The organism is Streptomyces sp. NPDC059255 (genome assembly GCF_042752355.1).
Taxonomy (GTDB): domain Bacteria; phylum Actinomycetota; class Actinomycetes; order Streptomycetales; family Streptomycetaceae; genus Streptomyces.
The window spans coordinates 100,350-126,287 of sequence record NZ_JBHYZP010000007.1 but is presented as its reverse complement, the minus strand read 5'-3'; the positions used below and the strand labels follow the sequence as shown (position 1 = coordinate 126,287).

The 25,938-nt window shown below is 71.3% G+C and carries 21 protein-coding genes; 5 read left to right on the top strand and 16 right to left on the bottom strand.

Annotated elements, in window-relative coordinates; genetic code table 11:
• Positions 1–195 precede the first annotated feature (195 nt).
• From tkt to pgl, 5 genes are read left to right on the top strand one after another with little or no spacing between them, the layout of a single operon-like run.
• Positions 196–2,286 carry a transketolase gene (gene tkt / locus ACFXKG_RS12180; RefSeq protein WP_384836182.1) on the top strand — a complete coding sequence of 697 codons (2,091 nt, stop codon included), beginning with the start codon at positions 196–198 and terminating at the stop codon, positions 2,284–2,286.
• 34 nt (positions 2,287–2,320) lie between these two features.
• Positions 2,321–3,439, top strand: a complete 1,119-nt coding sequence (tal, locus tag ACFXKG_RS12175) for a transaldolase (protein WP_384836179.1) — start codon at positions 2,321–2,323, stop codon at positions 3,437–3,439.
• A 4-nt stretch (positions 3,440–3,443) separates the two neighbouring features.
• Positions 3,444–4,976, top strand: coding sequence for a glucose-6-phosphate dehydrogenase (zwf, locus tag ACFXKG_RS12170; protein ID WP_384836176.1), 1,533 nt, complete (start codon positions 3,444–3,446; stop codon positions 4,974–4,976).
• Positions 4,973–6,010: a glucose-6-phosphate dehydrogenase assembly protein OpcA gene (opcA, locus tag ACFXKG_RS12165; protein ID WP_384836173.1), complete on the top strand. Its 1,038-nt coding sequence runs from the start codon at positions 4,973–4,975 to the stop codon at positions 6,008–6,010. Before zwf ends, opcA begins: the two co-directional genes overlap by 4 nt.
• Positions 6,007–6,789 (top strand): 6-phosphogluconolactonase, encoded by a 783-nt coding sequence (pgl, locus tag ACFXKG_RS12160; RefSeq protein ID WP_384836170.1) that lies wholly within the window; start codon positions 6,007–6,009, stop codon positions 6,787–6,789. Before opcA ends, pgl begins: the two co-directional genes overlap by 4 nt.
• A gap of 129 nt (positions 6,790–6,918) precedes the next feature.
• On the opposite strand, the gene ACFXKG_RS12155 is transcribed toward pgl, so the two are convergent.
• The 16 genes from ACFXKG_RS12155 to ACFXKG_RS12080 all read right to left on the bottom strand — a co-directional run bounded on the left by ACFXKG_RS12155 (position 6,919) and on the right by ACFXKG_RS12080 (position 25,936).
• Positions 6,919–8,610 carry a PH domain-containing protein gene (locus tag ACFXKG_RS12155; protein WP_384836167.1) on the bottom strand — a complete coding sequence of 564 codons (1,692 nt, stop codon included), beginning with the start codon at positions 8,608–8,610 and terminating at the stop codon, positions 6,919–6,921.
• Positions 8,607–9,104: a PH domain-containing protein gene (locus ACFXKG_RS12150; protein ID WP_384836164.1), complete on the bottom strand. Its 498-nt coding sequence runs from the start codon at positions 9,102–9,104 to the stop codon at positions 8,607–8,609. The genes ACFXKG_RS12155 and ACFXKG_RS12150 overlap by 4 nt, the downstream gene beginning before the upstream one ends.
• Positions 9,105–9,108: 4 nt before the next feature.
• Positions 9,109–10,761, bottom strand: coding sequence for a glucose-6-phosphate isomerase (gene pgi / locus ACFXKG_RS12145; RefSeq protein ID WP_384836546.1), 1,653 nt, complete (start codon positions 10,759–10,761; stop codon positions 9,109–9,111).
• Positions 10,762–10,851: 90 nt separating this feature from the next.
• Positions 10,852–12,063 (bottom strand): MFS transporter, encoded by a 1,212-nt coding sequence (locus tag ACFXKG_RS12140; protein WP_384836161.1) that lies wholly within the window; start codon positions 12,061–12,063, stop codon positions 10,852–10,854.
• Between the two features lie 167 nt (positions 12,064–12,230).
• Positions 12,231–12,566: an RNA polymerase-binding protein RbpA gene (locus ACFXKG_RS12135; protein ID WP_078854845.1), complete on the bottom strand. Its 336-nt coding sequence runs from the start codon at positions 12,564–12,566 to the stop codon at positions 12,231–12,233.
• 183 nt (positions 12,567–12,749) lie between these two features.
• Complete coding sequence (gene secG, locus ACFXKG_RS12130) at positions 12,750–12,980, bottom strand: preprotein translocase subunit SecG (protein WP_030353663.1); 231 nt, start codon at positions 12,978–12,980, stop codon at positions 12,750–12,752.
• A gap of 275 nt (positions 12,981–13,255) precedes the next feature.
• Positions 13,256–14,050 carry a triose-phosphate isomerase gene (gene tpiA / locus ACFXKG_RS12125; protein WP_384836157.1) on the bottom strand — a complete coding sequence of 265 codons (795 nt, stop codon included), beginning with the start codon at positions 14,048–14,050 and terminating at the stop codon, positions 13,256–13,258.
• Between the two features lie 6 nt (positions 14,051–14,056).
• Positions 14,057–15,268 carry a phosphoglycerate kinase gene (locus ACFXKG_RS12120; protein WP_384836154.1) on the bottom strand — a complete coding sequence of 404 codons (1,212 nt, stop codon included), beginning with the start codon at positions 15,266–15,268 and terminating at the stop codon, positions 14,057–14,059.
• A gap of 138 nt (positions 15,269–15,406) precedes the next feature.
• Positions 15,407–16,411, bottom strand: coding sequence for a type I glyceraldehyde-3-phosphate dehydrogenase (gene gap / locus ACFXKG_RS12115; protein WP_365808621.1), 1,005 nt, complete (start codon positions 16,409–16,411; stop codon positions 15,407–15,409).
• Between the two features lie 224 nt (positions 16,412–16,635).
• Complete coding sequence (locus ACFXKG_RS12110) at positions 16,636–19,608, bottom strand: M14 family zinc carboxypeptidase (protein ID WP_384836151.1); 2,973 nt, start codon at positions 19,606–19,608, stop codon at positions 16,636–16,638.
• A 195-nt stretch (positions 19,609–19,803) separates the two neighbouring features.
• Positions 19,804–20,793: a DNA-binding protein WhiA gene (gene whiA, locus ACFXKG_RS12105; RefSeq protein WP_046495602.1), complete on the bottom strand. Its 990-nt coding sequence runs from the start codon at positions 20,791–20,793 to the stop codon at positions 19,804–19,806.
• On the bottom strand, positions 20,784–21,818 hold the full coding sequence (gene yvcK, locus ACFXKG_RS12100) for a uridine diphosphate-N-acetylglucosamine-binding protein YvcK (RefSeq protein WP_382889306.1): 1,035 nt from the start codon (positions 21,816–21,818) through the stop codon (positions 20,784–20,786). Before yvcK ends, whiA begins: the two co-directional genes overlap by 10 nt.
• Positions 21,815–22,753: an RNase adapter RapZ gene (gene rapZ, locus ACFXKG_RS12095; RefSeq protein WP_384836147.1), complete on the bottom strand. Its 939-nt coding sequence runs from the start codon at positions 22,751–22,753 to the stop codon at positions 21,815–21,817. The genes yvcK and rapZ overlap by 4 nt, the downstream gene beginning before the upstream one ends.
• On the bottom strand, positions 22,746–24,842 hold the full coding sequence (uvrC, locus tag ACFXKG_RS12090; protein ID WP_384836144.1) for an excinuclease ABC subunit UvrC: 2,097 nt from the start codon (positions 24,840–24,842) through the stop codon (positions 22,746–22,748). The genes rapZ and uvrC overlap by 8 nt, the downstream gene beginning before the upstream one ends.
• 74 nt (positions 24,843–24,916) lie before the next feature.
• Positions 24,917–25,345 carry a Rieske (2Fe-2S) protein gene (locus ACFXKG_RS12085; protein ID WP_384836543.1) on the bottom strand — a complete coding sequence of 143 codons (429 nt, stop codon included), beginning with the start codon at positions 25,343–25,345 and terminating at the stop codon, positions 24,917–24,919.
• Positions 25,346–25,441: 96 nt separating this feature from the next.
• Complete coding sequence (locus tag ACFXKG_RS12080; protein WP_384836141.1) at positions 25,442–25,936, bottom strand: MarR family winged helix-turn-helix transcriptional regulator; 495 nt, start codon at positions 25,934–25,936, stop codon at positions 25,442–25,444.
• Positions 25,937–25,938: the final 2 nt, after the last annotated feature.

Genomic DNA, 25,938 nt, shown 5'->3' with positions numbered 1-25,938 from the left:
AACGCCGGGTTGAACGCGGTCCCGACCTGTCCCGTACACCCTGCCGACAGCTTGCCGAGAGGCGAAGTCCCCGCACGCACCGCACCCTGGAAAGACGCTCGGAAAGATGTCGGTTGCTGCGGGTAGGCTCGACAATGAACCGGTGCGCCCTCAGACACCGGGATTCGAACATGTGGAGAGGAGCCCTGACTCAGGGTGAGCACCAAGCCGACCACCACAGACCTTGAATGGACCGAATTGGACCGTCGGGCTGTAGACACCGCCCGCGTCCTGGCCATGGATTCCGTACAGAAGGTCGGCAACGGCCATCCGGGTACGGCCATGAGCCTGGCTCCGGCCGCGTACGTGCTGTTCCAGAAGCTGATGCGGCACGACCCCTCCGACGCGCAGTGGACCGGCCGTGACCGGTTCGTCCTCTCCGTGGGCCACTCCTCGCTGACGCTGTACATCCAGCTCTACCTGGCCGGGTACGGCCTGGAGCTGAACGACCTGGAGTCCTTCCGCACCTGGGGTTCGAAGACCCCGGGCCACCCGGAGTACGGACACACGGTCGGCGTGGAGACCACGACGGGCCCCCTCGGCCAGGGTGTCGCGAACGCGGTGGGCATGGCGATGGCCGCCCGGTACGAGCGCGGGCTGTACGACCCGGACGCCGCGGCGGGCACGTCGCCGTTCGACCACACCATCTACGCGCTCGCGGGCGACGGCTGCCTCCAGGAGGGCATCTCCGCCGAGGCGTCCTCGCTGGCCGGGCACCAGAAGCTCGGCAACCTGGTCCTGCTGTGGGACGACAACCACATCTCGATCGAGGGTGACACGGAGACCGCGGTCTCCGAGGACACCATGAAGCGGTACGAGGCGTACGGCTGGCACGTCCAGCGCGTCGAGCAGTCCGCCGACGGCGACCTCGACCCCCAGGCGCTGTACGCGGCGCTGGAGGCGGCCAAGGCCGAGACGGAGCGCCCGTCGTTCATCGCGGCGCGCTCGATCATCGCCTGGCCCGCGCCGCACGCGCAGAACACCGAGGCGGCGCACGGCTCGGCGCTCGGCGCCGAGGAGGTCGCCGCGACGAAGAAGGTCCTCGGCTTCGACCCCGAGAAGTCCTTCGACGTCGCCGACGAGGTCATCGCGCACACCCGTGAGGCGCTCGACCGGGGCCGTGAGGCCCGTACGGCGTGGGAGAAGACCTTCGCCGCGTGGCGCACCGCCAACCCGGAGCGCGCGGCCACGTTCGACCGCGTGCGGGCGGGCGAGCTGCCCGAGGGGTGGCAGGACAAGCTGCCCGCGTTCGAGACCGGCAAGGCCGTCGCCACGCGCGCCGCGTCCGGCAAGGTCCTCCAGGCGCTGGGCGAGGTCATCCCCGAGCTGTGGGGCGGCTCCGCCGACCTCGCGGGCTCGAACAACACCACGATCGACAAGACGTCGTCGTTCCTGCCCGTGGGCAACCCGCTGCCGGAGGCGTCGCCCTACGGCCGCACGGTGCACTACGGCATCCGCGAGCACGCCATGGGCTCGACGATGAACGGCATCGCGCTGCACGGCAACACCCGTATCTACGGCGGCACGTTCCTCGTGTTCTCCGACTACATGCGCCCCGCCGTCCGGCTCGCCGCGCTGATGCGGGTCCCCGTCACGTACGTGTGGACGCACGACTCCATCGGCCTCGGCGAGGACGGCCCGACGCACCAGCCGGTCGAGCACCTGTCGGCGCTGCGCGCCATCCCGGGGCTGAACATCGTCCGCCCGGCCGACGCCAACGAGACGGCGATCGCCTGGGGCGAGATCCTCAAGCGCCACGACAAGGGCGCCCCGCACGGCCTGGCGCTGACCCGCCAGGGCGTGCCGACGTACGAGGCCAACGAGGACGCCGCCAAGGGCGGTTACGTCCTGTTCGAGGCGACGGGCGCGGACGGACAGGCCACGGCCCCCGAGGTCGTGCTGATCGGCACGGGCTCCGAGGTGCAGCTCGCGGTGGAGGCGCGCGAGCAGCTCCAGGCGTCCGGGGTGCCGGCGCGGGTCGTCTCGATGCCGTCGGTCGAGTGGTTCGACGAGCAGGACCAGGCGTACAAGGACAGCGTTCTGCCGCCGTCGGTGAAGGCGCGGGTGGCGGTCGAGGCCGGCATCGGGCTCACCTGGCACCGTTTCGTGGGCGACGCGGGCCGCATCGTGTCGCTGGAGCACTTCGGGGCTTCGGCGGACGCCAAGGTCCTCTTCCGCGAGTTCGGTTTCACCGCCGACGCGGTGGCCGCCGCCGCGCGGGAATCTCTTGAGGCCGCGGCGCGCTGACGCCCATATACGAACTGTAGGAGATGCAAACCTCATGACAGACGCACTCAAGCGCCTCTCCGACGAAGGCGTCGCGATCTGGCTCGACGACCTGTCGCGCAAGAGGATCACGTCCGGGAACCTGGCCGAGCTCCTCGACCAGTCCCACGTGGTGGGCGTGACGACCAACCCGTCGATCTTCCAGAAGGCCATTTCGGGCGGCGACGGCTACGAGCCCCAGCTGACCGACCTGGCGGCCCGGAAGGTCACCGTCGAGGAAGCCGTCCGCATGATCACGACGGCGGACGTCCGGGACGCCGCCGACATCCTGCGCCCCGTCTTCGACGCCACTCAGGGCCAGGACGGCCGGGTCTCCATCGAGGTCGACCCCCGTCTGGCGCACAACACCACGGCGACCATCGCCGAGGCGAAGCAGCTCGCCTGGCTGGTGGACCGCCCGAACACCCTCATCAAGATCCCGGCGACGAAGGCGGGGCTGCCCGCGATCGCCGAGACCATCGGCCGGGGCATCAGCGTGAACGTGACGCTGATCTTCTCGCTGGAGCGGTACCGCGAGGTCATGGACGCCTACCTGACGGGCCTGGAGAAGGCGAAGGCCGCCGGCCTCGACCTCTCCAAGATCCACTCGGTGGCGTCCTTCTTCGTGTCCCGCGTGGACACGGAGATCGACAAGCGGCTCGACGCGCTGGGCACGCCGGAGGCCAAGGAGGCCCGCGGCAAGGCGGCGCTGGCCAACGCGCGGCTCGCGTACGAGGCGTACGAGGAGGTCTTCTCCTCGGACCGCTGGGCCGCCCTGGACCGCGCGCAGGCCAACAAGCAGCGTCCGCTGTGGGCCTCGACGGGCGTCAAGGATCCCGCGTACAAGGACACGCTGTACGTGGACGAGCTGGTCGCGCCCAACACGGTGAACACCATGCCGGAGGCCACGCTGGAGGCCACGGCGGACCACGGGCAGATCACCGGTGACACGGTGCGCGGCACGTACGACCAGGCGCGCGCCGAGCTGGAGGCCGTCGAGAAGCTGGGCGTCTCGTACGACGAGGTCGTCCAGCTCCTGGAGGACGAGGGCGTCGAGAAGTTCGAGGCGTCCTGGAACGATCTGCTCAAGTCGACCGAGGCGGAGCTCAAGCGCCTTGCTCCTTCGGAGGGCTGAACCCTTGACCGCAACCCACGGAGCGAACCCGCTCCGTGACGCCGCGGACCGACGGCTCCCGCGTATCGCGGGGCCGTCGGGCCTGGTCATCTTTGGCGTCACGGGCGATTTGTCCCGCAAAAAGCTGATGCCTGCGGTGTACGACCTCGCCAACCGTGGTCTGCTGCCGCCGGGCTTCTCGCTCATCGGCTTCGCCCGCCGCGAATGGCAGGACGAGGACTTCGCGCAGGAGGTGCACGACGCGGTCAAGGAGCACGCGCGTACGCCGTTCCGCGAGGAGGTCTGGCATCAGCTGGTCCAGGGCATGCGCTTCGTCCAGGGCGACTTCGACGACGACGACGCGTTCGAGAACCTGAAGACGACCATCGCCGAGCTGGACAAGGCCCAGGGCACGGGCGGGAACTTCGCGTTCTACCTCTCCGTGCCGCCGAAGTTCTTCCCGCAGGTCGTCCAGCAGCTCAAGAAGCACGGGCTGGCCGACCAGAAGGAGGGCTCCTGGCGCCGCGCGGTCATCGAGAAGCCCTTCGGTCACGACCTGACCTCCGCCAAGGAGCTGAACAAGGTCGTCCACGAGGTCTTCCCGTCCAACGAGGTCTTCCGGATCGACCACTACCTGGGCAAGGAGACCGTCCAGAACATCCTGGCGCTGCGGTTCGCCAACACCCTCTTCGAGCCGATCTGGAACCGGTCGTACGTCGACCACGTGCAGATCACCATGGCCGAGGACATCGGCATCGGCGGCCGGGCCGGCTACTACGACGGCATCGGCGCCGCCCGTGACGTCATCCAGAACCACCTCCTCCAGTTGCTCGCGCTGACCGCGATGGAGGAGCCCGCCTCCTTCGACGCGGACGCGCTGGCCGCGGAGAAGACCAAGGTGCTGGGCGCGGTGAAGCTGCCCAAGGACCTGGGGGCGGACACGGTGCGCGGGCAGTACGCCGCGGGCTGGCAGGGCGGCGAGCAGGCCGTCGGCTATCTCCAGGAGGACGGGATCGACGCCCGTTCGAAGACCGACACCTACGCCGCGGTGAAGCTGGAGATCGACAACCGCCGCTGGGCGGGCGTCCCCTTCTACCTCCGCACCGGCAAGCGGCTCGGCCGCCGGGTCACGGAGATCGCGGTCGTCTTCCAGCGCGCGCCGCACTCCCCCTTCGACCACACGACCACGGAGGAGCTGGGGCAGAACGCCCTGGTCATCCGCGTCCAGCCGGACGAGGGCGTGACGATGAGGTTCGGTTCGAAGGTCCCCGGCACCTCGATGGAGGTCCGGGACGTCTCGATGGACTTCGCGTACGGCGAGTCCTTCACGGAGTCCAGCCCCGAGGCGTACGAACGGCTCATCCTCGATGTGCTGCTCGGCGACTCGAACCTCTTCCCGCGGGTGGAGGAGGTCGAACTGTCCTGGAAGATCCTCGACCCGATCGAGCACTACTGGGACAAGCACGGCAAGCCCGCGCAGTACGAGTCCGGGACCTGGGGTCCGGTCGAGGCGGACGAAATGCTCGCACGAGACGGACGGAGCTGGCGCCGGCCATGAAGATCGACCTTACGGACACCACGTCCAGCAAGATCAACAAGGCGCTCGTACAGGGGCGCCGCGCGATCGGCACCCCCGCGGTCGGCATGGTCCTCACGCTGGTCATCGTCACCGACGAGGAGAACGCGTACGACGCGCTCAAGGCCGCCAACGACGCGTCCCGCGAGCACCCGTCGCGCAAGCTCGTCGTCGTGAAGCGGATCTCGCGCTCGGCGCGCGACCGGGCCCAGGCCCGGCTCGACGCCGAGGTGCGGGTCGGCACGGACGCGGGCACCGGCGAGACGGTCGTCCTGCGGCTGTACGGCGAGGTGATGGACCACGCCCAGTCGGTGGTGCTGCCGCTGCTGCTGCCCGACGCCCCCGTGGTGGTGTGGTGGCCGGTCAACGCGCCGGTCAACCCGGCGAAGGACGCGCTGGGCAGGCTGGCCCAGCGCCGGGTGACGGACACGTACGCCGCCGAGCACCCGGTGCAGGAGCTGACGGCCCGCGCCGACGCCTACACCCCGGGCGACACGGACCTGTCCTGGACGAGGATCACCCCGTGGCGCTCGATGGTCGCGGCGGCCCTGGACCAGGTGGACTGCTCGGTCACCTCGGTGGAGGTGGAGGGCGAGGAGCACAACCCGAGCGGTGAGCTGCTCGCGATGTGGCTGGCGAACCGGCTGCGGGTGCCGGTGCGGCGCTCGGTCTCGGCGGGCCCCGGGCTCACGGCCGTACGGATGGAGACGACCTGCGGGCCGATCACGCTCGACCGGGCCGACGGCGCGCTCGCCACGCTCTCCATCCAGGGGCAGCCGGACCGCGCGGTCGCGCTGAAGCGCCGGGAGACCTCGGAGCTGATCGCGGAGGAGCTGCGCCGGCTGGACCCGGACGACACCTACGCCTCGGCGCTGAAGTTCGGTGTGCACCGGCTGGGGGAAGCGAAGTCCTCCCTGCCGCCGCTGCCGACGCGGGAGGCGGGGTCGTCGGAGCACGCGCCCGCGCATCCGGTCACGCCCGCGAGCATGCCGGTGAAGAAGGCGGCGTCGAAGTGAGCGCTCCCCAGCTCGTCGTGCACCGCGACAAGGAGCTGATGGCGCAGGCCGCGGCGGCCCGGCTGATCACGAAGATCGTGGACGCCCAGGCCGCGCGCGGCTCCGCGTCGGTGGTCCTGACGGGCGGGCGCAACGGCAACGGTCTGCTGGCCGCGCTCTCGGCGGCGCCCGCCAAGGACGCGATCGACTGGTCGCGGCTCGACCTCTGGTGGGGCGACGAACGCTTCCTCCCGGAGGGCGACCCGGAGCGCAATGTCACCCAGGCGCGGGAGGCACTGCTCGACTCGGTGCCGCTGGATCCGAGGCGGGTGCACGCGATGGCCGCCTCGGACGGTCCGTACGGCAGCGATGTGGAGGCGGCGGCCGCCGCGTACGCCACGGAGCTGGCGGCGGCGGCCCGGCCCGAGGACCACGGCCCGGTACCGACGTTCGACGTGCTGATGCTGGGCGTCGGCCCCGACACCCATGTCGCGTCGCTCTTCCCGGAGCTGCCGGGTGTCCGGGAGACCGAGCGCTCGGTGGTCGCGGTGCACGGCGCGCCCAAGCCGCCGCCGCTGCGGATCTCCCTCACCCTGCCCGCGATCCGCGCGGCGCACGAGGTCTGGCTGCTGGCGGCGGGCGAGGACAAGGCGAAGGCGGCGGAGATCGCGCTGTCCGGCGCGGGCGAGATCCAGGCCCCGGCGGCGGGCGCGTACGGCCGCAGCCGCACGCTGTGGCTGCTGGACGCGGCGGCGGCCTCGGCCCTCCCCCGCGCCCTGTACCCCCCTGCCTCCGCCTGAGGTCGCCCACGCCCGCCCGTACGCGCGGCCCGGCTCGCCTTTCCGGCGGTCCGGGCCGCGCGTGCGTGTGTACGGCCCGGCTCTGTGTACGGCCCGGCTGCGTGTACGACCGGCCCCCGTCGGGCGGATTCAGTGCTTCGGCGGCGCCATCGGCGCCTTCGGCTCTGTCGGCTCGACCGGCTCCAGGAACGGCGTCAGCAGGCCCGGGACCGCCCTCTCCGCGAAGGCGAGCGCCTCGCTCTCCGCGGCGTCGTACACGTGGTACGCGCCCTCTCCCGCGGCCGTCGTCGCCGTCAGGGTGACCAGGCCGGCCCGGCGCTGGAAGAGGGACTGCCTGACGGTCCAGCCGATCACCCCGGAGCGCTGGAGCGCCACCGTCGAGCGGCGGACCGTGCCCGAGCGGGCCACCAGATAGCCGCCGCTGAGTCCGTGGCCGAGATTGCGGTAGGCGTCGAGCGCGAGCAGGACCGCCGCGGGGAGCAGCAGCACCGCGCAGACCGCCGCCACCCGCAGGAGTACGTCGGTCAGCAGCAGCCCGAGCCCCGCGAGCAGCGCCACCGGGAGCAGGGCGGCGGCCAGGGACCAGCGCAGCCGGCGGCCCCGGGCGGCACGCGGGTGATGGGTCAGCGGCGCCCCGCCCGCCGGGTCCGTCGGGGAGACGGCCTCGCGCAGCACGCGCGCGGCCACCGCGTGGGCCACCGCGCGGGGCGCGGCGGGCAGCAGCGCCTTGTTGTCGGCGTGCTCGTCCTCCTCGTCCTGGGTCAGGCCGGTGGCGACCGCGTCGACCCGCGCCGCGCCGGCCAGCCGGACGCCCAGCGGTTCCACGAGTTCCACGCCGCGCAGCCGGCGTTCCTCGATGGAGACCGAGCGGGAGGTGAGCAGTCCGCGGCGGACCCGCAGGGTGCCGCCCGGCTCGCGCTCCAGCCGGTAGTTCCACCACATCTCGACCCACAGACCGAGCGCGCCGACGATGCCCGCGAGGGCCGCCGCCGCCACCAGGGCCAGGATCGTCCAGACGAGCGGGGTGGTTTCGAAGAGGTCCCGTACCCAGTCGATGACCTGGGTCTGCGCGCCGAACCACTCGCTGATCTGGAGCAGTCCGCCGGCCGCCGCGCCGCCGAGCACCGGGGCGACGAAGGAGATCGGCGCGTACCGGATCCAGCCGGGGTCGAGGGCGGCGAGCATGCCCTCGGGGTGGGTCCCCGGCTCACCCGGTGGCCGGTCGAGCAGTTCCGTACGGAGCCGTTCACCCTCGGCGCGGGTGACCGGGTCGAGTTCCAGTGTCGATTCGCCGCCGGAGTGTTCGCCGGTGCCGATACGGACCTTCACCAGGCCGAGGATCCGCAGCAGCGGATGCGCGGTCAGGTCGACGCTGCGGATCCGTTCCCGGGCCAGTGAGCGGCGCTTGACCAGGAACAGCCCCGTGTGGAGTTCGGCGCGCTCGGGCCCTATCCGGTAGCGGGTGCGGCGCCAGCGGACGTACTCGCCGCCCGTGCCGGCGACGACCAGCAGCGCGGCCCCGGCCACCACCCAGGCCACCGACTCCCACAGCGGCATCCGGCCGGCCATCCCGACGGCGGTGGGCAGCCCGGCGCCGAGGACGACCCCGGCCAGGACGAGGGCGGTGACCAGCAGGGTGCGCCGATCGAGCCGCCGCCATTCCGCCTCGGGAGCGGTGAAATCAGCCGCGGAAGCCGGGGTATCCGCCCCAGGGACCGGGACGGGGACGGGACCCACGGCCTCCGCCTCGGGAGCGGTGACCGGAGCCGGGACCGGAGCCGGACCCACCGCCTCCGGCGCCGGTTCCGGAGGGCCGCTCATGTCGCGTCCCCCGGCGTGGCCTCGGTGATGTGGGTCAGGCGCTCGGCGAGGTCCGCCGCCAGCTCGTGGTCGAGGCCCCGGATGTGCACGGCGCCCTTGGACGAGGCGGTCGTGACGATGACCGTGGAGAGCTTGAAAAGCTGCTCCAGCGGGCCGCGCACGGTGTCCACGGTCTGGATCCGGGACATCGGCGCGATCCGCCACTCCTGCCGGAAGAAGCCGGTCCGGACATAGACGGCCTCGTCCGTCACCTCCCAGCGGTGCACCCTGAACCACCACACGGGTATGAGCGCCGTACCGGCGAGGCCCAGCACCGCGAGGACGGCCGCCGGGCCCAGCAGCCATCCCCGCGCGGGGGCGATGAACACGCCGAGCGCGGTCAGCACGGCCACCGGGACCAGGGTCGTCAGCAGGCACTGCGCGCGCCACCAGCCGACGGCCCGCTCGTCCAGCGTGTTGTTCGGCGGCCGCAGCCTTCGCACCCCCTCCCCCATCGGCTCAGCGGCCCCGCAGCGAGCGGTAGGTGGCGACGAGCGCCGCGGTCGAGCCGTCGAGCTGATCGCCCGGGGCCTCTCCGGTGAGCACGGGCTCGATCTTCTTGGCGAGGACCTTGCCGAGTTCGACGCCCCACTGGTCGAAGGAGTCGATGTTCCACACGGCGCCCTGGACGAACACCTTGTGCTCGTACAGCGCGATCAACTGGCCCAGGACGGACGGGGTCAGCGTCTCCGCGAGGATCGTCGTGGTCGGGTGGTCGCCCCGGAACGTCTTGTGCGGCACCAGCTCCTCGGCCACCCCCTCGGCCCGTACCTCCTCGGGCGTCTTGCCGAAGGCGAGCGCCTGGGTCTGGGCGAAGAAGTTGGCCATCAGCAGGTCGTGCTGGGCGACCAGGCCCGGCAGCAGATCGTCCACGGGCCGGGCGAAGCCGATGAAGTCGGCCGGGATGACCTTCGTCCCCTGGTGGATGAGCTGGTAGTACGCGTGCTGGCCGTTGGTGCCCGGGGTGCCCCAGACGACCGGCCCGGTCTGCCAGTCCACCGGATTGCCGTCCCGGTCCACGGACTTGCCGTTGGACTCCATGTCGAGCTGCTGGAGGTAGGCCGTGAACTTCGACAGGTAGTGGCTGTACGGCAGGACGGCGTGCGACTGGGCGTCGAAGAACGCTCCGTACCAGACCCCCAGCAGCCCGAGCAGCAGCGGCGCGTTCTCCTCGGGGGGCGCGGTGCGGAAGTGCTCGTCGACGAGGTGGAAGCCGTCCAGCATCTCGCGGAACCGGCGGGGACCGATCGCGATCATCAGCGAGAGCCCGATGGCCGAGTCGTACGAGTAGCGTCCGCCGACCCAGTCCCAGAACTCGAACATGTTCGCCGTGTCGATGCCGAAGTCGGCGACCTTCTCGGCGTTCGTGGAGAGCGCCACGAAGTGCTTGGCGACCGCCTCGGGGCCGAACCGGCCCTCCGTCAGCAGCCAGTTGCGGGCCGAGGTGGCGTTGGTGATGGTCTCGATCGTGGTGAACGTCTTGGACGCGACGATGAAGAGCGTCTGGGCCGGGTCCAGGTCCCGTACGGCCTCGTGGAGGTCCGCGCCGTCCACGTTCGAGACGAAACGGACCGTCAGGTCGCGGTCGGTGAAGGAGCGCAGCGTCTCGTAGGCCATGGCGGGGCCGAGGTCGGAGCCGCCGATGCCGATGTTGACGATGTTCCTGATGGGCAGACCGGTGTGGCCCGTCCACTCGCCGTGCCTGACCTGGTCGGCGAAGGCGCCCATCCGGTCGAGGACGGCGTGCACCGCCGGCACGACGTTCTCCCCGTCGACCTCGATCACGGCGTCGCGCGGGGCGCGGAGCGCGGTGTGCAGGACGGCGCGGTCCTCCGTGGTGTTGATCTTCTCGCCGCGGAACATCGCGTCCCGCAGCTCCGTGACCCCGGTGGCCGCGGCCAGCTCGCGCAGGAGCGCCAGCGTCTCGTCCGTCACCAGGTGCTTGGAGTAGTCCAGGTACAGGTCACCCACCTGGAGGGTGTAGCCGGTGCCGCGCGCCGGGTCGGCGGCGAACAGCTCCCGCAGGGAGGTCCCCGCCAACTGCTCCCGGTGCTTGCCCAGGGCGCTCCACTCGGGCGTCCGGTTGAGCCTGGTACGGCTTTCCGCGTTCATCTCGGACATCAGCCCACTTCTTCTCGTGCCTGTGTGCGTGCGTGTCTGTGTACGCCTGCGAGTCTGTCTGCCCCCACTGCCGGTCCCAACTTAATTGATCAGAGTGCCGAGCGAGGCGACAGCCAGTACGAAGAGCCCGGCGGCGAGCAGGGCAGGGGTGTTCAGTCCCCAGCCGGCCGCCGCGGCCCCTGCCAGCAGCGCGCCGAGCGGCGCCCCGGCGAACGAGAGCGTACGGAAGGCCGAGCTGATCCGGCCCAGCATCTCGCGGGGGCTGCGCTCCTGCATCAGGGTGGTCTGGCTGACGTTCCACACCATGTTCATCGTGCCGAACACCCCGAGGCAGAGGGCGGGCACCCAGATCTCCCGCACCGAGCCCAGCGCCACCAGACAGCAGATCTGCAAGGACCCGGCCAGGAACATGGCCCGGAGGCGCCCGATCCGCTCGGTGAGCCGCCCGGCGAGCAGACCGCCCACCACGCTCCCCGCGCCGAAGGCCGTGAGGGTCAGCGCGTACGCCCGGTCGCCGCCGCCCAGCCAGCCCGTGACGTGCAGCACCAGCGTGGCGATCAGTCCGCCCATCGCGACGTTGCAGAGCGTCGTGGCCAGGCACAGCCCGCGCAGCGTCCGGTCCGCCACCAGGAACCGGATCCCCGCCGCGATCTCGGCGCGCAGGGTGGATCCCGACGTGCGGGGCGGCCGCTCCGGCGCCGCGATCCGCAGGGAGGCGATCAGCAGGGCCGCCACCCCGTACGTGAGGGCATTGGCCGCGTGCGGCGCGGCCACCCCCACGACCAGCAGCACGGGGACCAGCGGGGCGGCGAGGAAGCCGCTCGCTATCTGCTGCCCGGTCATCAGCCGGGCATTGGCACCGGCGAGGGCCGGCTGCGGCACGAGCGAGGGCAGCAGGGCGGTGGCCGCGTTGTCGAAGAGCGTCTGGAACGTCGTGAGGAGAAAGGCGAGGGCGAGGAGGAGCGCGATCGACGCGTGGCCGAGGCCGACCGCCACGGCGAACGCCGCCATCAGCGCGCCGCGCACCAGGTCGACGCCCCACATCGCCCGCCGCTGGTCCACCCGGTCCGCGACCGCCCCGCCGACCAGTCCGAACAGCAGCCAGGGCAGATAGCCGCAGGCCGTCACCGAGGCGATCAGCAGGGGATCGTCCGTGAGCGAGGTGGCGAGCAGCGGCAGGGCCGCCGTCCGCAGCGCGTCGCCGAACCGCGAGACGACCGCGGCCGACCACAGCCGCCCGAACCCCCCGCGCCAGGCGGGCGCCCGTACCTCCACCGTGCCGACAGCCGTCATCACCGCTCCCCTCAGGTCGACTGCTGCAGACCGTAAGGGGTGCCACTGACAATGCGGCCGGAGAGCGGCGGCGCCGAAAGGACGCGACGCGGGCAAAAACGGTTCGGCCGGACACGCGCCACGTGTCCGGCCGGAAAATCTCTCCCGTACCGGAAGCGGTACGGTCCTTAAAGTTCGCCGCGCAGTTTGGCGAGGGCTTCGGCGAGAATCGCCTCGCCGTCCGCGTCACTGCGCCGCTCCCGCACATAAGCGAGATGGGTCTTGTACGGCTCCGTGCGCGGCGGGTCCGGCGGATTGTCCCGGTCCTGACCGGCCGGGAATCCGCAGCGCGGGCAGTCCCACGTCTCCGGAACCTGTGCGTCACTGGCGAAGCTCGGCACCGTCTCGTGCCCGTTCGAGCACCAGAAGGAGATGCGCAGGCGGGGCGCGGACTCGCCGCGCTCGGCCTCACCCATCGGCCCCGCTCCGACCCGGCTTCCCCGGATCGCGTTGCCACTTGCCACGGTCGTAACTCCCTGCGTGATGGTGCCGCAAAGCATCGGTAGGCAGCTCCGCTGCCGGGCGCCCCAGTCTACGTAAGGCCCAACGCGCGTCCAGTGAAGGGAGTTACCCTCCTGCCGCCGGTCGCGCAACCCATGATAGGCCGCGCCCGCGGCCCCGTACCGCGGCCGTACCCGGGGTCCGGGTCAGCTGTCCAGCTTGAGTACGAGGCCAAGCACGACAATGCACGCGAACCACAGCAGCCCGACCACGACGGTGATGCGGTCGAGGTTGCGCTCGGCGACCGAGGACCCGCCGACGGAGGACTGCATGCCGCCACCGAACATGTCGGAGAGGCCGCCGCCCTTTCCCTTGTGCATCAGCACCAGCAGCATCAGCAGCAGGCTGAAGACGATGAGGGCGATCGAGAACCCCATAACCACGGCTGGACCAACTTCCTCGGACTGATCGACCTGACAGAACGACCCGACGGAACGACCGGGCGGATCGAACTGATCCGACCGATCTGACCGATCGGCTTGATCGAACTGACAGGATCAACGGGACTGATTATCGGCAGAACGCATAAAGCATAAAGAACAGCGGGGGCCGGGTGGCATCTCCCGCGATAACGCACCGGAAATACCCACTCGACCCCCGCCAGGGTACGACGGATCCGCGTCCCCGCATACCGGGACCGACCGGGTCGGTCCTACTGGTCGCGGAACCTGACGATCTTGACGAACTCGTCGGCGTCCAGCGCCGCGCCGCCCACCAGAGCACCGTCCACATCGGGCTGCGCCATGATCGCGGCGACGTTCCCGGACTTCACCGAGCCGCCGTACTGGATCCGGACCCGGTCGGCCAGCTCCTGGGAGTACAGCTCGGCCAGCCGGCCGCGGATCGCGCCGCAGACCTCCTGCGCGTCCTCGGGGGTGGCGACCTCGCCGGTGCCGATCGCCCACACCGGCTCGTACGCGATCACCACGGACTCGGCCTGCTCGGCCGGGATGTCCTTGAGGCCGCCGTCGAGCTGGCTGAGCGTGTAGGAGACCTGGTCACCGGCCTTGCGGATGTCCAGGCCCTCGCCGACGCAGAGGATCGGGGTCAGGCCGTGCTTGTACGCGGCCTTCACCTTGGCGTTGCAGATCTCGTCCGTCTCGGCGTGGTACTGGCGTCGCTCGGAGTGACCGACGGCCACGAAGGTGCACTTCAGCTTGGCCAGCATGGGGCCGGAGATCTCGCCGGTGTACGCGCCGGAGTCGTGCGCCGAGATGTCCTGGGCACCGTATTTGATCTTGAGTTTGTCGCCGTCGACGAGCGTCTGTACGGAGCGCAGGTCGGTGAAGGGCGCCAGCACGGCGACCTCCACGGCGTCGTAGTCCTTGTCGCCCAGGGCGAAGGCGAGCTTCTGGACGTGGGCGATGGCCTCAAGGTGGTTGAGGTTCATCTTCCAGTTGCCCGCCATCAGCGGCGTGCGGCCGGTCTTCTCGGTCGAAGCGGTCATGCGGGTTCAGTCCTCCAGTGCGGCGAGGCCGGGAAGCGTCTTGCCTTCGAGGTATTCGAGGCTCGCGCCGCCACCGGTCGAGATGTGGCCGAATGCCTTCTCGTCGAAGCCCAGGATCCGGACGGCGGCGGCGGAGTCCCCACCGCCGACGACCGAGAAGCCCGGGGAGTCGACGAGCGCCTGGGCGACGGCCTTGGTGCCCTCGGCGTAGTCGGGGTGCTCGAAGACGCCCATGGGACCGTTCCAGAAGACGGTCGCCGCGTCGGCGAGCTTCGAGGCGTACAGCCGGCCGGTCTCGGGGCCGATGTCCAGGCCCATCTGTCCGGCCGGGATGGCGTCCATGGCCACGGTCGTGGGGTGCGTGGGCGCCTTGGCCTTGAGGTCCGGGAACTCGGCGGAGACGAGGACGTCGACGGGGAGCACGAACTCCACGCCGCGCTCCTCGGCCCGCTTGAGGTAGCCCTGGACGGCCGGGATCTGGTCCTCCTGGAGGAGCGAGGTGCCGATCTCGTGGCCCTGCGCCTTCAGGAAGGTGTAGGCCATGCCGCCGCCGATCAGGATGCGGTCGGCCTTCTCCAGCAGGTGGTCGATGACGCCGAGCTTGTCGGAGACCTTGGCGCCGCCGAGCACGACGGCGTACGGCCGCCGCACGTCGTCGGTGAGCCGCTTGAGGACGCCGACCTCGGTGGCGATGAGTCCGCCCGCGGCGTGCGGCAGCCGGGCCGGGAGGTCGTAGACCGAGGCGTGCTTGCGGTGCACGGCGCCGAAGCCGTCGCCCACGTACACATCGGCCAGCGCGGCGAGCTGGTCGGCGAAGGCGCCGCGCTCGGCGTCGTCCTTCGCGGTCTCGCCCGCGTTGAAGCGGAGGTTCTCGATGACGGCGACCCGGCCGTCGGCGAGAGCGGCGACGGTGGCGCGGGCGGAGTCGCCGACCGTGTCGGTCGCGAAGGCCACCTCGGCGCCGAGGAGTTCACCGAGGCGCGCGGCGGCGGGAGCGAGCGAGAAGGCCGGGTCGGGGGCGCCCTTGGGGCGGCCCAGGTGCGAGGCGACGACGACCCGGGCGCCGGCCTCGGCGAGCCGTGCGACCGTCGGCTGTACGGCGCGGATCCGGCCGTCGTCGGTGATGGTCGTGCCGTCGAGCGGCACATTGAGGTCGGCACGGACGAATACGCGCCGGCCGGCGACCCCTTCTGCGAGGAGTTCGTCGATCGTCTTCACTGCTGCTGGGCTCCTTGGGATCTCTGGACAGACAGACCAACAGGGCTCGAACGGCGCCTCACGTGCGCCGGCCGAGCCCTGTCACTCATATCGAGGTGCCCAGGGCGTGTCGCCCTGGTGCGTGTCGCGGAGTGTCCGTCAGAGCCGGGCGCCGACGAAGACGGTCAGGTCGACCAGGCGGTTGGAGTAGCCCCACTCGTTGTCGTACCAGCCGATGACCTTGACGCTCTTGCCCTGGACCATGGTCAGGGAGGAGTCGAAGGTGCAGGACGCCGGCCAGTTGACGATGTCCGAGGAGACGATCGGGTCCTCGGTGTAGTCCAGGTAGCCCTTGAGCTCGCCCTGGGCGGCCTTCTGGAACGCGGCGTTGACCTCGTCCTTGGTCACCACGCGCTCCGTCTCGACGACCAGGTCGGTGACGGACCCCGTCGGGACCGGCACACGCATCGCCATGCCGTTGAGCTTGCCGGCCAGCTCCGGGATGACCAGGCCGAGGGCCTTGGCGGCGCCGGTGCTCGCCGGAATGATGTTCTCGGCGGCGGCGCGGGCCCGGCGCAGGTCCTTGTGCGGGAAGTCCTGGAGACGCTGGTCGCTGGTGTAGGCGTGGACCGTGGTCATCAGGCCGGAGACGATGCCGAAGTTCTCCAGGAGGACCTTGGCCATCGGCGCCACACAGTTGGTGGTGCAGGAGGCGTTGGAGATGATGTGGTGGTTGGCCGCGTCGTACTTGTCCTCGTTGACACCCAGCACGATCGTGATGTCCTCGTCCGAGGCCGGAGCCGAGATGAGGACCTTCTTGGCGCCGCCCGCGATGTGCTTCTCGGCGTCGGCCTTCTTGGTGAAGATGCCGGTCGACTCGATGACGATGTCGACGCCCAGCTCACCCCACGGGATGTCGGCCGGGTTGCGCTCGGAGAGCACCTTGATGGTGTGACCGTCGACGGTGATCGTGTCGGCGGTGTGGGTCACCTCGGCTTTGAGGCGGCCCAGGATGGTGTCGTACTTCAGCAGATGTGCCGTGGTCGCGGTGTCACCCAGGTCGTTGACAGCCACGATCTCGATGTCTGCACCCTGCTCCAGCAGCGCGCGGAAGTAGTTACGACCGATGCGGCCAAAGCCGTTGATGCCTACGCGGATCGTCACGAACCGATCTCCTCGTTAGGTACGCCGGGTTTCGACGCCGGCGAGTTGTATGGGATGTCCCCGACCGCTTACGACCCTACCTCTCCACGGCCCCGCCGGTGACATCGAGTGTCCCCGGAAACCGGCGGCGGTCCGTACCCGGCGCGCGCCCGGCCCGGTACCCGTGCCGGCACACGGCCGCCGGCACGGGTACGGGCGCACGCGCCCGGCGCGCGATGGCTGAATCAGCGCCGGAGCGAGCGCAGCGCCTTGTCCAGGAGCGCGGCGCGCTCCCCCGCGTCGGTCAGGTGCTCCAGGCCGAATCCGAGGAGCACGGTGTCACGCGTGGTGACCGAGGCGTACGAGGCGAAGAGCGTCCGGGAGCGTGCCCAGTCCCCCGCGACCGCCGGGGAGCCGGCCGGCGGTCCGGGCACGGTCCAGGCGCCCAGCGAGGTCTCGAAGCCCTCGGTCTCCCGCTCCGCGCCGCCGACGACCAGGCGCGCGTCGTCCGCGAAGAGACCGCGTCCGCCGCTGCCGGGGTCGGTGACATAGCTCAGCGACAGCTCGGCCTTGGTGCCCGCGTAGGCGCTCAGGTCGAAGGCGACCTGCTGCCAGCCGTCGGAGGCGCCGGTAAGGCTGTTCCAGGCGCCGCTGGTGCCGGTGGCGGTGCAGCCGTCGGCGCCGAGCGTGAGGTAGTGGCCGAGGAACGGGTGGCCCTGGAGGAAGAAGCCCGCCTCGCACTCGGCGGGTACGGCGGTGCTGCTCGCGCCGCCGGCCTCGGGCAGGGTGGTCCAGTCCTCGCCGCCGCTGGTGCGGGCCTCCAGGAGGGCGTGGTCGTACCCCTCCTCCGTGTTCCAGTTGAGCGCGAGGCGCAGCTGAGGCCGGTCGGCCGCGCCGACCCCGGTCAGGTCGACGGTGCGGGTGAGGCGGCGCCAGGCGTTGTCCTGGTGGGCGGTGGCGGCCATCCACTGGCCGGCGTAGGGCGCGTACGGGTTGCTCACGCCCGCGTACGAGCCCGCCTGGGCGCTGGCGAACTGCGGATACGCCGCCGGGTCCAGCGTGTCGGAGGTGACGGTGTACGCGCCCACCGGGTTCAGCGGGCTGCCGGGCAGCGCGGTCAGGGCGCCGCCCGCGCCGGTGAGCGTCCCGGCGCCGGTGAAGCCGGTGGCGCCGGGGGTGGTGGTGCGGCCGTACGCGCCGAAGTAGTACTGGCTGATGTCGTCGGTGGCGGCGCGGCCGATCCGGGTGCTGCCGCCGGCGAGCCGGCCGGCCTCGATCAGCTTGCCGCCCTCGTTGAGGAAGGCGCGCAGCGCGAGCTGGGTGGCGCCGCCGGGGGCCGTGGCGCCGGTGTAGTGGACCGCGGCGGAGAAGTGGCCGAGGACGCCGAGCGGGTGCGGGGCGCCCTGGGTGGCGACGTCCCAGACGGCGGCGGTACGGCCGGTGGCGCGCAGCGCGTCGACATAGGCGCCGGTCCGCTGGGCGGGGGCGCCCTCCTCGGCGATCACGAGGGTGTCGGCGCGGGGGCGTTCGGCCACGGTGTAGCTGAAGTGCTCGCTGGCGGTGGGCTTCCCGCTCGCCGTGCGCGCGGTGAACCAGACCTCGACCTTGTCACCCGTACGAGCGAGGCCGGTTGTCCCGCGGTACTCGTCGAAGTGGAGGTTGTCCTCGCCGCCGTAGGTCTCGCCGCCCTTCCAGGCGTGGAGTTTCCCGGTCTGGACGCGGCCGCCGTTGACGCGGTACTTGAGCTCCTTGTTCCGGAGCGACTTACGGGCGGTGACGGAGACCTCCTGGCCCGTGCCGCGCGCGTACGAGGTGGTGAAGGGGTCGGTGGTGAAGTCGGGTGCGGTCAGGCCGACCGCGGAGGACGGCCGGTCGGGGTGGGCGGCGGTCTCGGCGACGGAGAGCGCGAAGGGGATGTTCTTGGCGAACTCGCTCTGGATCAGCTTCTCGTCGTCGGGGAAGTTGAAGCCGGAGCGGCAGTCCTTGGCCTCCCAGGCGTCGTTCGGGTCAAGCGCGGAGGCGGTCTGACAGGTCGTCATCTCCGGGGTGAACATCATGGTGCCGTTGACGTTCGCGGCGTGCCCGTCGGCCTCGCCGTTGGTGGTGTACAGCTCGGAGGAGACCTGCGGGTAGTAGCCGGGGACCGCCGGGTTCTCCGGGGTGCCCGCGAGTGCCTTGTAGAGCACGTCGTCGGGGGTCGGGGTGGCGACCTGCCAGCCGACGCCGTAGAGGAGCAGTTCGGCGGCGGAGTGGTAGTTGATGCCGTAGTCGAAGCCGATGCGTTTCTGGAACCGGTCGATGGCCTGGGTCTCCGGCTCGGAGCCGGGGCCGTCGCCGCGGTAGGTCTCGCTCGCGGGCCGGGGGGACGAACCCTCGTCGTCGTAGCCCCACTTGTAGGCGAAGTTCCGGTTGAGGTCGACGCCGTCCCCGGAGGTGATCTGCCCGTCCCCGTTGACGTCACGGAGGTTCTTGCGCCACAGCCGGTTGCTGTCAGTGCTGTCGGTGCTATGGGTGAAGTCGTAGCCGTCGGGGTTGGCGGAGAGGACGAACCACAGCTCGGTGGAGTCGACGATCTTCGTGATCCGCCGGTCCTTGCCGTAGTTGTCGATGTAGTGGTGCATCAGCCGGCGGGTCATCTCGGGAGTGATCCACTCCCGGGCGTGCTGGTTGGACATGTACAGCACGGACGGCTTGGCGCCGTCCTTGGTGGTCCGCGCGCCCTTGCTGAGCTTGAGGGCGAGGATGTCCTGGCCGCGCAGGGTCTTGCCGAGGGAGACGACCTTCGCTATCCGGGGGTTGGCCTGCCCGGTGCTGACGATCTCCTCCTGGAGGTTGCCCGCGCCGCTGTACAGGCGGAAGACCCCGTCCCCGGCGGCCCGCAGCCGCCCGGCGGTCCCGGCGGACACCGTGCGTTCGGTGACGGTGACGCCCTGCCGCTCCAGGTCGCGCGCCTGGGCGTCGGTGAGGAAGACCTCGACCTTCGCCGTGCCCTTCTCGGGGGCCCGTTCGCTCAGTTCGTGCGCGTCCTGGCCGGCCGCGAGGAGCAGGGGGACCTGCTCCTTGGTGACCTCGGCGTCGAAGACCTTCACCGCGTCGGCAGCGGTCCCCTCCCCTGCCGTCGCGCCGGGTGCCGGCTGTGCCTGGGCGGCGGTGGCCGCCGTCATTCCGCCCAGCAGCAGCGCGCCCGCCACCAGGATCGATCCCGCTCTTCGTCTCATGTGCCCCTCTTGCCGTCGACGTCGACTGCCATGTCCATGAACAGACGTCAGGCTGACCAGGCTTCATGATCATGTCAAGAGTGCCCCAAGGGGCCGCAAAATACCTGCTGCCGGCACCTTTCGGTACCGGCAGCGGTGGTGCGCGAGGGCACGGCCGAGGCCCGGGTGGTGCACCGGGGCACGGGCGAGTCCCGGCTACCCGACGAGGCCGTCGGCCAGCTCCTCGCTCAGATTGGACTCCGTCCCCGGGATCCCGAGGTCCTGCGCCCGCTTGTCGGCCATCGCCAGCAGCCGCCGGATCCGGCCGGCCACCGCGTCCTTCGTCAGCGGCGGGTCGGCGAGCGCGCCCAGTTCCTCCAGCGACGCCTGCTTGTGCTCCATACGGAGCCGGCCCGCGGCGGCGAGATGCTCGGGCACCTCCTCGCCCAGGATCTCCAGCGCGCGCTGCACCCGGGCCCCCGCGGCCACCGCCGCGCGGGCGGAGCGGCGCAGGTTGGCGTCGTCGAAGTTGGCGAGCCGGTTGGCGGTGGCCCGGACCTCGCGGCGCATCCGCCGCTCCTCCCAGGCCAGCACCGACTCGTGCGCGCCGAGCCGGGTGAGCAGCGCGCCGATGGCGTCACCGTCCCGTACGACCACACGGTCCACCCCGCGCACCTCGCGCGCCTTGGCGGCGATCTGGAGCCTGCGGGCCGCGCCGACCAGCGCGAGCGCGGCCTCCGGGCCCGGGCAGGTCACCTCCAGCGAGGAGGAGCGGCCGGGTTCCGTGAGCGAGCCGTGCGCCAGGAACGCGCCACGCCAGGCGGCCTCCGCGTCACAGGTGGCCCCCGAGACCACCTGGGGCGGCAGCCCCCGGATCGGGCGTCCCCGGCCGTCGACCAGACCGGTCTGACGAGCGAGCTGATCACCGCCCGTAATCACCCGTACGACGTAACGGCTGCCGCGGCGCAGCCCGCCGGGCGCCATCACCACGAGCTCGGAGTTGTGTCCGAAGATCTCCAGGATGTCCTTGCGGAGCCGGCGCGCGGCGATGCTGGTGTCCAGCTCCGCCTCGATCACGATGCGCCCGCTCACCAGGTGCAGCCCGCCCGCGAACCGAAGGATCGCCGAGACCTCCGCCTTCCTGCAGCACGTCCGGGTGACGGGGAGGCGGGCGATCTCGTCCTTCACCGCTGGCGTCATCGCCATGGGCCGATCCTTCCATGCATCCGAAAAATACGGTCGTACGCGGCTGCCAACAGCTCCGGGTCGTGCTTGGGGGAACTGCCGGTCGCTGCCACCGGCGCCAGCTCGACGGCGGCACCGAACCGCCGGGCGGCATCGGAGAGCGATTCGCTGTCGGGCACGGCGGCCTCGTCGGCCAGCACCACGTCCAAGGCGAGTTTAGGGGCGTGTCGCCCCAAAACCTCCAAATGACGCTGCGGTGAGAAGCCATCGGTTTCGCCGGGTTGCGGTACGAGGTTCAGCGAGAGGACCCGGCGGGCCTTCGTCTCGACGAGCGCGTCGAGCAGTTCGGGCACCAGAAGATGCGGGATCACCGAGGAGAACCAGGAGCCGGGGCCGAGCACCACCCAGTCGGCGTCCAGGACGGCGGCGACCGCCTCGGGGACCGCCGGCGGGTCGTTCGGCACCAGGTGGACGGACTGCACCTCACCGGGGGTGAGCGCGACGGTCGCCTGGCCGCGCACCGTGTCGACCTCGTCCGGGCGCGCCGGGTCGTGGCCCCGTACCAGCGCCTGGAGCTCCAGGGGTACGGCCGACATGGGCAGCACCCGGCCGTGCGCGCCGAGCAGCTTGCCGACCAGGTCCAGCGCCTGGACATGGTCGCCGAGCTGCTCCCAGAGCGCGACGATCAGCAGATTGCCGACCGCGTGCTCGTGCAGGTCGCCCTGGGACTGGAAGCGGTGCTGGATCACCCTGGCCCAGGTCTGGCCCCAGTCGTCGTCGCCGCAGAGCGCGGCGAGGGCCTTGCGCAGGTCGCCGGGGGGCAGCACCCCCAGCTCCTCGCGGAGCCGGCCGCTGGAGCCGCCGTCGTCGGCCACCGTGACGACCGCCGTGAGATCGCCGGTGATCCGGCGGAGCGCGGCGAGCGACGCGGAGAGCCCCATGCCGCCGCCGAGCGCGACGACCTTGGGCTGGGCGGCCGCTCCGCGCCCCGACAGCGCGGGGATGCCCCGGCGCAGCCGGCGCATCCGGAAGGTGCGTCCGGTCACTCGCGCCCCATGTCCCGGTGGACGACGACGGTCTCCATGCCCTCGGAGACGAGACGGGCACCGAGCTTCTCGGACATGGCCACGGAGCGGTGCTTGCCGCCCGTACAGCCGACGGCGACGGTCACGTACCGCTTGCCCTCACGCCGGTATCCGGCGGCGATGAGCTGCAGCAGCTCGGTGTAGCGGTCGAGGAACTCCTTGGCGCCCGGCTGGTTGAAGACGTACGCGGAGACCTCGTCGTTCAGCCCGGTGAAGGGGCGCAGCTCGGGGACCCAGTGCGGATTGGGCAGGAAGCGGCAGTCCACCACCAGGTCGGCGTCGACCGGCAGGCCGTACTTGTAGCCGAACGACATGACCGTGGCCCGCAGCTCCGGCTTCTCGTCGCCGGCGAACTGGGCGTCCATCTTGGCGCGCAGCTCGTGGACGTTGAGGCTGGAGGTGTCGATCACCAGGTCGGCGTCGCCGCGCAGCTCCCTGAGCAGATCGCGCTCCGCCTCGATGCCGTCGACGATCCGGCCGTCGCCCTGGAGGGGGTGCGGGCGGCGTACGGACTCGAAGCGGCGCACCAGCGCCTCGTCGGAGGACTCCAGGAAGACGATGCGGCGGGTGACCTGCTTCGCGTCGAGGTCCGCCAGTGATTCGCGGAGGTTGTCGAAGAAGCGCCGGCCGCGGACGTCCACGACGACGGCGATCCGCGCCACGTTGCCCTGCGAGCGGGCGCCCAGCTCCACCATGGTGGGGATCAGCGCGGGCGGCAGGTTGTCCACGACGAACCAGCCGAGGTCCTCCAGGCACTTGGCCGCGGTGCTGCGGCCCGCGCCGGACATGCCGGAGATGATCACCAGCTCGGGGATGGCCGCCTCGACGGCCTCGCTGTTCTCCTTCGTGGTGCCCGTACTCACGTGCCCTGCTCCGTCCCGGTCGTGCTCAGTCATGCGCCGTTCCCCCGTTGTCTTCCATGATCTCTCCTGTCGCCGTGTTCACGGCGGGTGCCGCGGGGGCCGCCGCGGCCAGGGCCACGGCGACGGACTCGGCCGTCTTGCGGCCCACCCCCGGCACCTCGCAGATCTGGTCGATTGTCGCCTGCCGGAGCCGCTTCACCGAGCCGAAATGCTTGATGAGCGCCTGTTTGCGGGACTCACCGAGGCCGGCCACGTCGTCCAGCGGGCTCGTCCTGACCCGTTTGGCCCGCTTCGCCCGCTGATAGGTGATGGCGAAGCGGTGCGCCTCGTCCCGTACCCGCTGGAGGAGGTAGAGGCCCTCGCTGGAGCGGGGCAGCACCACCGGGTCGCTCTCGTCGGGCAGCCAGACCTCTTCGAGGCGCTTGGCGAGACCGCAGACGGCGACGTCGTCGATGCCCAGCTCGTCCAGGGCCCGCTTGGCCGCCGCGACCTGGGGCTGTCCGCCGTCGACGACGAGCAGCTGGGGCGGGTAGGCGAAGCGCTTGGGCCTGCCGTCGTCCTCGGTGAAGGGCTCGGACCGCTGGTCGGGCTGCTGCTCGGACCGCGGCTCGGGCTCCTGGTCGGACCGCGGCTGGGTCTGCTGTCCGGGCAGGGCGGCCCCGGCCTGTTGCTCGGACTGCTGTTCCGCCTGTTCCGACCACTCCCCGGTCTTCTCCTTCTCCAGGAGATAGCGGCGGAAGCGGCGGCTGATCACCTCGTGCATCGACCGGACGTCGTCCTGGCCCTCGAAGGTCTTGATCTGGAAGCGGCGGTACTCGCTCTTGCGGGCGAGGCCGTCCTCGAAGACCACCATCGAGGCCACGACGTCGTCGCCCTGGAAGTGCGAGATGTCGTAGCACTCGATGCGCAGCGGCGCGCTGTCCAGGCCGAGCGCCTCGGAGATCTCCTCCAGGGCGCGGGAGCGGGTGGTGAGGTCGCTGGCGCGCTTGGTCTTGTGCAGGACGAGGGACTGCTGGGCGTTCCGCCCGACGGTCTCCATCAGGTCCTTCTTGTCGCCGCGCTGCGGGATCCGCAGGGAGACCTGGGCGCCGCGCCGCTCGCTCAGCCACTCGGTGAGGGCCTCGGTCTCGGCGGGGTCCGTGGGCAGCGCGGGGACCAGCACCTCCTTGGGAACCGCGTCGCCGCGCTCCTCCCCGTAGAGCTGCTGGAGGGCGTGCTCGACGAGGCCGGCCGTGCTGACGGCCTCGACCTTGTCGGTGACCCAGCCGCGCTGGCCGCGGACCCGGCCGCCACGTACGTGGAAGATCTGGACGGCGGCCTCCAGCTCGTCCTCGGCGACCGCGATCAGATCGGCGTCGGTGGCGTCGGCGAGCACGACCGCGTTCTTCTCCATCGCGCGGCGCAGCGCGCCTATGTCGTCACGCAGCCGGGCGGCCTTCTCGTACTCCATCTCCTCGGCCGCCTCCGTCATCCGCCGCTCCAGACGGCGGATGTACGCGCCGGTGCGGCCGGCCATGAAGTCGCAGAACTCCTCGGCCAGTTCGCGGTGCTCCTGCGGGGTGACGCGGCCGACGCAGGGCGCCGAGCACTTGCCGATGTAGCCGAGGAGGCAGGGCCGGCCGGTGCGTGCCGCGTTCTTGAACACCCCGGCGGAGCAGGTCCGTACGGGAAAGACACGGAGCATCAGGTCGACCGTCTCGCGGATGGCCCAGGCGTGTCCGTACGGTCCGAAGTAGCGCACGCCCTTCTTCTTGGCTCCGCGCATGACCTGGACGCGCGGGAACTCCTCGTTGAGCGTGACCGCGAGCGACGGATAGCTCTTGTCGTCGCGGTACTTGACGTTGAAGCGGGGGTCGAACTCCTTGATCCAGGAGTATTCGAGCTGCAGCGCCTCGACCTCGGTGGAGACGACGGTCCACTCGACGGAGGCGGCGGTGGTGACCATCGTGCGGGTACGCGGATGCAGACCCGCCAGGTCCTGGAAGTAGCTGGCGAGCCGCTGCCGGAGGCTCTTCGCCTTCCCGACGTAGATCACCCGGCGGTGATCGTCGCGGAATTTGTAGACCCCCGGCGAGTCGGGGATCTGTCCCGGCTTGGGGCGGTAGCTGGAGGGGTCGGCCATGCACTCCACCCTACTGTCGGGGACCGACAGCAGGACCTCCGCGCGGCCTCGGGCCGGGGGTGCCCGACCGGCTCTCAGGCCTCGGGGCCCGCGACGAGCTTTCCGTCCCGCTCCGTGACGGGCACCTCGGACAGCGGGACGGTGGCCGGGCCGTGCAGCACCTGCCCCGTCGTGACGTCGAACTTGCTGCCGTGGCACGGGCAGTCGCCCACCGTGCCCTCCAGCTCCCCGAGCAGACAGCCCGCGTGGGTGCACTGCGCGCTGAACGCCTTGTACCGGCCCTTCGCCGGGCAGCTCACCACGACGCGCTGCTTCTTGTAGAGCTTGGCGCCGCCGACGGGCACGTCGGAGGCCGCGCCCAGCTCGACGGGGGTGGTGGGCGTGGGCGTCTCCGCGTGGCCGAGCTTCGACTCGGTGGAGCAGGCCGCCACCCCCAGCCCGGCGGCACCGGCGAGCGCGGCGCCCTTCAGCACGGTACGGCGGGGGGCGGGCGAGCCGGCCATGGTGTCTCCACTGTTCTGGGGGTCCGAACGGGTGCCCTCGGTACGGAGGGGTGTCGGTGACATACGTGACGATACCGGGGCCGTTCCGGCGGCTGTTCAGCGGCCGCCGACGAGCGGATCGCCCGGCCGGCGGGCGCCCGAGATCCGGCGCAGCACCTCGATCGCGTGACCGATCCGGTCGGCGGGCACTCCTTCGAGGCTCTCCGCGAGCAGCGCCTGGGCCGCCCGGTCGAGCCGCGCGAGGGTGTCGAGCCCCTTGCCGGTGGGCGCCACCCGCTGGGCCCTTCGGTCCGCCGCCTCCGCCACGCGCACGAGGAGCCCCTGCCGCTCCAACTCCCTGACCTGCCGGGTGACATGCGGAGCGCGGACGCCCAGCCGCTCCGCGATCCGGCCGATGCGCAGCGGCTCTCCCTCGTGGGCCAGGACGCGCAGCAGCGCGACGCCCGCCCGGTCGACGGGGGCCCCGGCCATGCTCACGAGCAGTTCGTGGGAGCGGGGCCGGGTGATGTCGTACGCGAGGGCACTCAGCAGAACCTGCAGTTCGGCGATGCCGCCGGGGGCATCGCGCTCGCGGGCAGGGGGACCGTCCATCC